This is a genomic window from Actinomadura harenae (assembly GCF_003696215.1).
GTDB lineage: Bacteria > Actinomycetota > Actinomycetes > Streptosporangiales > Streptosporangiaceae > Spirillospora > Spirillospora harenae.
Genome location: NZ_RFFG01000208.1, coordinates 1 through 6,226 on the forward strand (window position 1 = coordinate 1; position 6,226 = coordinate 6,226).

Genomic DNA, 6,226 nt, shown 5'->3' on the forward strand with positions numbered 1-6,226 from the left:
GCGGGACGGCCCGGTCGCCGACGCCGTCCGCGCGGGCCTGCGGCTCCGCTTCGGCGCCGACCCGCGGCGCGCGGGCGACGGCGCCGTCGGGGCGGCGTCCCTCGCGATGCGGCGGCTGGGATTCCCGCCTCCGGAGTAGCCGCTCCGTCCCGCGCCGACGCCCCGTTCTCTGTTGGAACGTGCCATTTGTTCGCTTTGTGGTGAGTGAATGCGCACTCACCGCGTGTGAGCCTTTCGTCCGGCGGGCGTCGGCGCGGATCCCGGTCTCGGTTGTGCCGCCTCGGATGATCATGCTTAGACTGGAGGACACGGTGCCGGTCCCGGCCGACCGCACCGGCCACGAACGTGGCGACCTCCGTAAGGCTGCCAACGCAGCGCCGTCCGGCCTCGCGCGTCCTCTCCAGGACGAAGGGGGCGTCCCCTCAGGCCCGGCGCGATCCTCCCCCGCCGCCTGAATCCGGGATCGCCCTCCCCTGCCCGAGATCTCCCTTCCGGGCACCACCGCGCCCTGCCTCGGACGGCGGCGAACTCCGGCTCCGACGATCGAGGTCCCAGACGTGCGCCCTCTGCCGAACACCCCTGCCCGCCTCTCGCCGTCCGGCCCGCCGGACAGGCCCACCCAGGACGCGACTCCGCCGGACCCACCGGACAAGCCCACGCACCACAGGCGGGCCGAGCGGAAAGGACGCGTCGCCTCGCGCCTGGCACCCCGGCGGCTGGTGCCCCGGCGGCGGTGGACGCGCGTCTGCCTGGGGGTGGTGGCGGCCCTGCTCGCCCTCGTGGTCGGCGGGATCACCGGGCTCTACGTGACGACGCCCCTGCCGACCGAGCCCCAGCGCGGAGTGACCGACGAGGGGTCCACGGTGTACTTCGACGACGGCCGGACGCCGATCTTCCGGTTCGGGGCCAACCGGCAGACGGTCCGGCACGACCAGATCCCGGACCGCGTGCGGTGGGCGGTGCTGTCGGCCGAGGACCGGGGGTTCTACACCGGGCACGGGGTCTCGATGAGCGGGACGTTCCGGGCACTGTGGAACAACGCGTCCGGCGGGGACACCCAGGGCGGGTCCACGATCACCCAGCAGCTCGCCCGCAACTACTACAAGGGCCTGAGCAAACGGCGGACGATGGGACGCAAGGTCAAGGAGATCCTGATCTCCGTCAAGCTCGCCCGGCAGCGGAACCGGGACCAGATCCTCGACCTCTACCTCAACACCATCTACTTCGGGCGGCAGACGTCCGGGGTGCAGGCGGCGGCGCGGGCCTACTTCGGCAAGGACGTCTGGCAGCTGTCGGTCGCCGAGGCGGCGCTCCTGGCCGCGATGATCCAGCGTCCCGCGTACTTCCGGACGCAGGGGAACGACGCCCCGGCGCGCGCGCTGCGCGACCGCTGGCGCTACGTCCTGGACGGCATGGTCTCGATGGGCAAACTCACCCGGGGAGAGGCGGACGCCGAGAGGTTCCCCCGGACCGTCAAGGAGTGGCAGGGCGTCGGGGTCAGCGGGCAGTCGACGTTCGTCCGGCAGCGGGTGCTGGAGGAACTGGAGGCGTCCGGGATCCCCGCGCAGAGCGTGGTCAACGGCCGGATGCGCATCTACACCGCCCTGAACGACGGCTGGATGCGGGCCGCCGGGGACGCCGTGCGCGGCGCGGGCGAGTCGCGCTGGGCGGCGTCCGTGCGCGGCGGGCTGGTGGCGGTCGATCCGAAGGACGGTGCGGTCCGGGCGTTCTACGGCGGGGACCCGGCGCGCAGCCAGTACGACGCCGTGTTCAACCCCGTCGCGCAGGTGGGGTCGACGTTCAAGCCGTTCGTCCTGGCGGCGGCGGTCCGGCGCGGCACCGACGTCCGGTCCCGGGTGTACGGGACGTCGCCGCTGAACTTCGCCCCCGACGGGGAGCTGACGCCGATGGCGGCGCCCGGGATGAAGGTCAAGAACGACGAGCACATCGGCTCCCTCGGCCCGGTGGACCTCGGCCGCGCGACGGCCCTGTCGGTCAACACGGGGTACATGAAACTGGCCTTCGAGACAGGGATCGGGAACGTCGTCCGGATGGCCGAGGACCTCGGCGTCCCCGAGCCGGCCATCCGGCCGTACAGGGCGCAGGCGGGCGTGACGCTCGGCATCGCCACGATCCCCGCGGTGCGGCAGGCCGCCGCCTACGCGGCGTTCGCCAACGGCGGCATCGCGGTCGCCCCGCACCTGGTCACGCGGATCGTGGACGCGTCCGGCCACGACGTCCCGCTGCCCTGGGCGCGGACGGGCGCGCGGGTGCTGAGCCATGAGCAGGCCGCGCAGGTCAACTGGGCGACGCGCCGGACGGTCACCGAGGGCACCGGACGCCGCGCCGCGCTGCCCGGACGGGTGAGCGCGGGCAAGACCGGCACCACCGACCACAACCGCGCCGCCTGGTACGTCGGGTACGTCCCGAACCTGTCCACGGCGGTGATGATGGCCGACACCCGCGGCCGGACGCTGCGGGACGCCGCGCACCGGCCGATCTCGGGCGAGGACGCCCCCACCGTGATCTGGCACGCGTTCATGGCGCGGATCTCCGGTTCGCTGCCGGTCCGGGCGTTCGACGAGCCCGTGTTCGCCGGGACCGTCCGCGACTGGACCGACAGCCGCGTCCCGGTCCATCCCGCGCGGCCGCCGTCCGGCCGTTCCGAGGCGGCCGGAACCCCCGGGCAGAGGCCGGACGGGACGCCGCCGCCGTCCGCCGATCCGAAGTCGAAGGGGCGTGGAAAGGCCCGCCACTAGCCCCGATCCCCGTGGCGCGGCCCAGGACGCGCGGCCATGACGTGGACAATGACCCGGCGCGGTCTTGGACAGCGCGCCGCGCTCCGACTACCGTCGCCGGGGTCAGGTCACGGGCTGGTCACGGGTTTCGGGAGTATTGTGCGCGCTTCACGTCCATCTACCCCGGTCGGGGTCGCGATGGTCGCGGCCCTGGCCGCCTCGCTGGCCGGATGCGGTGGAGACGCCGAGGCCGGGAAGCGCGGTTCCGGGCCCGCGCCCACGTCGTCCCAGGCGGCGGAGCGGGCGGACTGGATCCCCGGCTACGTCGCGAGGCTGACGCCCGCCGAGAAGGTCGGGCAGCTGTTCGTCCCCACGGTGGGCGACGCGGCGCAGGGCCGGGCGATGGTCCGCCGCTACCACGTGGGCGGCGTCATCTACTTCCCCGAGAACCTGCGGACGCCCCGCTCCACCGCCGAACTGTCGAACGCGCTGCAGAAGGCGTCCAAGATCCCGCTGACGATCGGCGTGGACGAGGAGCAGGGCATCGTGTCGCGCACGCCGTTCGTGACCCGGTTCCCCGGCAACATGACGCTCGGCGCGACCGGCCGTCCGGACGACGCCCAGGCCGCCGCGCAGGCGACCGGCGCCGAGCTGCGCGCCGTCGGCATCAACCAGAACTACGCCCCGGACGCCGACGTCAACGTCAACCCGGCGAACCCGGTGATCGGCATCCGCTCGTTCGGCGCCGACCCCGGCCTCGTCGCGAAGATGACCCACGCCGCCGTCGCCGGATACCAGCAGGCCGGGGTCGCCGCCACGGCCAAGCACTTCCCCGGGCACGGCGACACCGCGACCGACAGCCACACGGGCCTGCCGGTGATCCGGCACAGCAGGGCCACCTGGGAGCGCCTGGACGCGCCGCCGTTCGCGTCCGCGGGCGCGGACGCGGTGATGTCCGCGCACATCGTCGTCCCGAAGCTGGACGACAGCGGCGACCCGGCGACCCTGTCCAAGACCGTCCTGACCGGGCTGCTGCGGCAGAAGCTCGGCTTCCAGGGCGTGATCGTCACCGACTCGCTCCAGATGGAGGGCGTCCGGGAGAAGTACAGCGACCGGGCGGTGCCGGTCCGCGCGATCAACGCCGGGGCCGACCAGCTGCTCATGCCGCCGAGCCTGCCCGTCGCGTACCAGGCGGTGCTGAGGGCGGCGAAGTCCGGCAGGATCCCGCAGGCCCGGCTGGACGACGCGGTGGCGCGGATCCTGCGGCTCAAGGAGCGGCGCGGCCTGTTCCGCGGCACGCAGGTCGACCCGGCGAAGGCGGCGGACCAGGTCGGGACGTCCGAGCACCACGCGCTCGCGCTCAGCGTCGCCGAGCACGGCGTCACGGTCGTCAGCGACGACGGGAACGTCCTGCCGCTGAAGGGACGCTCCGTCTACGTGACCGGCGCGAAGAGCGCCCGGGTCGGCGCGGCGCTGCGCGCGGCGGGCGTGAAGACGGCCGGCTCGCTCGGCCAGGCGGACGTCGCGCTGCTCACGACGCTGAACGACGGCGCGTCCGGCACCGCCGCGAGGGCGCGTGCGCTGGCGTCCAAGCCGACCGTCGTCGCCGCGCTCGGCGCGCCCTACGACCTGGACAAGGCCACCCGGGCGAAGGCGCTGGTCGCGACCTTCTCGTCCGCGGCGCCCGCGATCACGGCGCTCGCCCGCGTCCTGTCCGGGCAGGTCAAGCCGACGGGGAAGCTGCCCGTCCCGGTCGCCGGAAAGCCGGTCGGCGCGGGCGCCGACTCCTGACCCCGCAAACGACGCGAGGCGGGGCGCCGCTCGGGTGAGCGGCGCCCCGCCTCGCGTTCGTGCGCGGGTGACGGGTCAGAGACCGAGGTCGGCCAGGCCCGGGAGGGCCCGGCGCGCGGCCTCCTTCGCCTCGCCCGCGGACCGGGACGCCCGCGCGGCCACGGCCGCGGCCCGGCACTCGTCCACCGTGTGGCGGGCCAGCGCCGCCCGGACGAGCGGCAGCGACGGCGCGCTCATCGACAGCGACGTGACGCCCAGCCCGACCAGGACGCAGGCCAGCACCGGATCGCCCGCGGCCTCGCCGCACACGCCGCACGGGATCCCGGCGGACGCGGCGGACGCGACCAGGTCGAGGACGGCGGGCTGCCACGCGTCCTGGAGGTGGGAGAGACCGCCGACCTGCCGGTCCGCGGCGCAGGCGTACTGGGTGAGGTCGTTGGTGCCGAGGCTGAAGAACTCCACCTCCGGCGCCAGGTCACCGGCGCGCAGCGCGGCCGCCGGGACCTCGATCATCACGCCCGGGTGCTCGATCCCGGCGTCACGGCAGGCGGCGGCGAAGAAGGCCGCCTCCTCGGCGTCGGTCACCATCGGGGCCATGACCTGGAGCTTGGCGTCCTGGCCGGACGCGGCGCGGGCCAGCGCGGACAGCTGGGCCGCCAGCACGTCCGGGTGGCGGCGCAGCATCCGCAGGCCGCGCTCGCCGAGCGCCGGGTTCGGCTCGTCGCCGGGAGGCGGGAGGAACGCCAGCGGCTTGTCGGCGCCGGCGTCCAGGGCGCGCACGACGACGCGACCGCCCGGGAACGCCTCCAGGACCTCGCGGTACGCGCGCTCCTGCTCCTCGTCGGACGGCGGGGTCGCGCGGTCGAGGAAGAGGAACTCGGTGCGGTAGAGGCCGATGCCCTCGGCGCCGTTCTCGACCGCCGCCGGGACGTCCCTGGGCCCGCCGATGTTCGCCAGCAGCGGCACCGGGTGCCCGTCCCTGGTCCGCCCGGGACCGGACGCGCCGGACAGCGCCTCGGCCCGCGCGGACGCGGCGTCGCGCGCGGCGGACACGACCGCCTCGGACGGGTTCACCACGACCGTCCCCGCCTGGCCGTCCACCAGGACGGGGGTGCCGTCGGCGAGATCGGTCGCGCCGGGCAGCGCGACGACCGCGGGCACGCCCATGGTGCGGGCGAGGATCGCGGTGTGGCTGGTCGGGCCGCCCTCCTCGGTGACGAACGCGACGACCTTGGCCGGGTCGAGCACGGCCGTGTCGGCGGGCGCGAGGTCCCGCGCGACCAGCACGAACGGCTCGTCCGACTCGGGCACGCCGGGCATCGGCAGGCCGAGCAGGCGGGCGACGGTGCGGTCGCGGATGTCGTCGAGGTCGGTGACCCGGGCGGCGAGGTACTCCCCCGCGCCCGCGAGGATCTCGCGGTACACGCCGAACGACTCGAACACCGCGCGGGCGGCGGCGTATCCCTCGGCGGCCTTGGCCTGGACGCCCTCGGCGAGGCCGGGGTCGCGGGCCATGAGCGCCTGCGCGTTCAGGACGTCCTGGCCGTCCTTGTTGCCGACCTCGGCGGCGACCGCTCCCCGCGCCTCCAGGTCGTCGGCGACGGCGGCGAGGGCGGCGAGCGCCGCGGCCGTCTCGGCCGCGGCGTCACCGGCGGGGGCGGTGCCGGCGGGCGGCTCGGGGACGGCCCCGGCGATCC

At 75.2% G+C, this 6,226-nt stretch carries 3 protein-coding genes; 2 read left to right on the forward strand and 1 reads right to left on the reverse strand.

Features of this window, described 5'->3' with window-relative positions; translation table 11 throughout:
* Positions 1-557 precede the first annotated feature (557 nt).
* Both EBO15_RS42415 and EBO15_RS42420 read left to right on the forward strand, forming a co-directional pair.
* Complete coding sequence (locus tag EBO15_RS42415; RefSeq protein ID WP_122200087.1) at positions 558-2,759, forward strand: transglycosylase domain-containing protein; 2,202 nt, start codon at positions 558-560, stop codon at positions 2,757-2,759.
* A gap of 138 nt (positions 2,760-2,897) precedes the next feature.
* Positions 2,898-4,529 carry a glycoside hydrolase family 3 protein gene (locus tag EBO15_RS42420; protein WP_233616854.1) on the forward strand — a complete coding sequence of 544 codons (1,632 nt, stop codon included), beginning with the start codon at positions 2,898-2,900 and terminating at the stop codon, positions 4,527-4,529.
* A 75-nt stretch (positions 4,530-4,604) separates the two neighbouring features.
* Here the strand turns inward: EBO15_RS42420 and ptsP are convergent, their stop codons facing one another.
* Positions 4,605-6,224, reverse strand: a complete 1,620-nt coding sequence (ptsP, locus tag EBO15_RS42425; RefSeq protein ID WP_122200089.1) for a phosphoenolpyruvate--protein phosphotransferase — start codon at positions 6,222-6,224, stop codon at positions 4,605-4,607.
* Between the last annotated feature and the right edge of the window lie 2 nt (positions 6,225-6,226).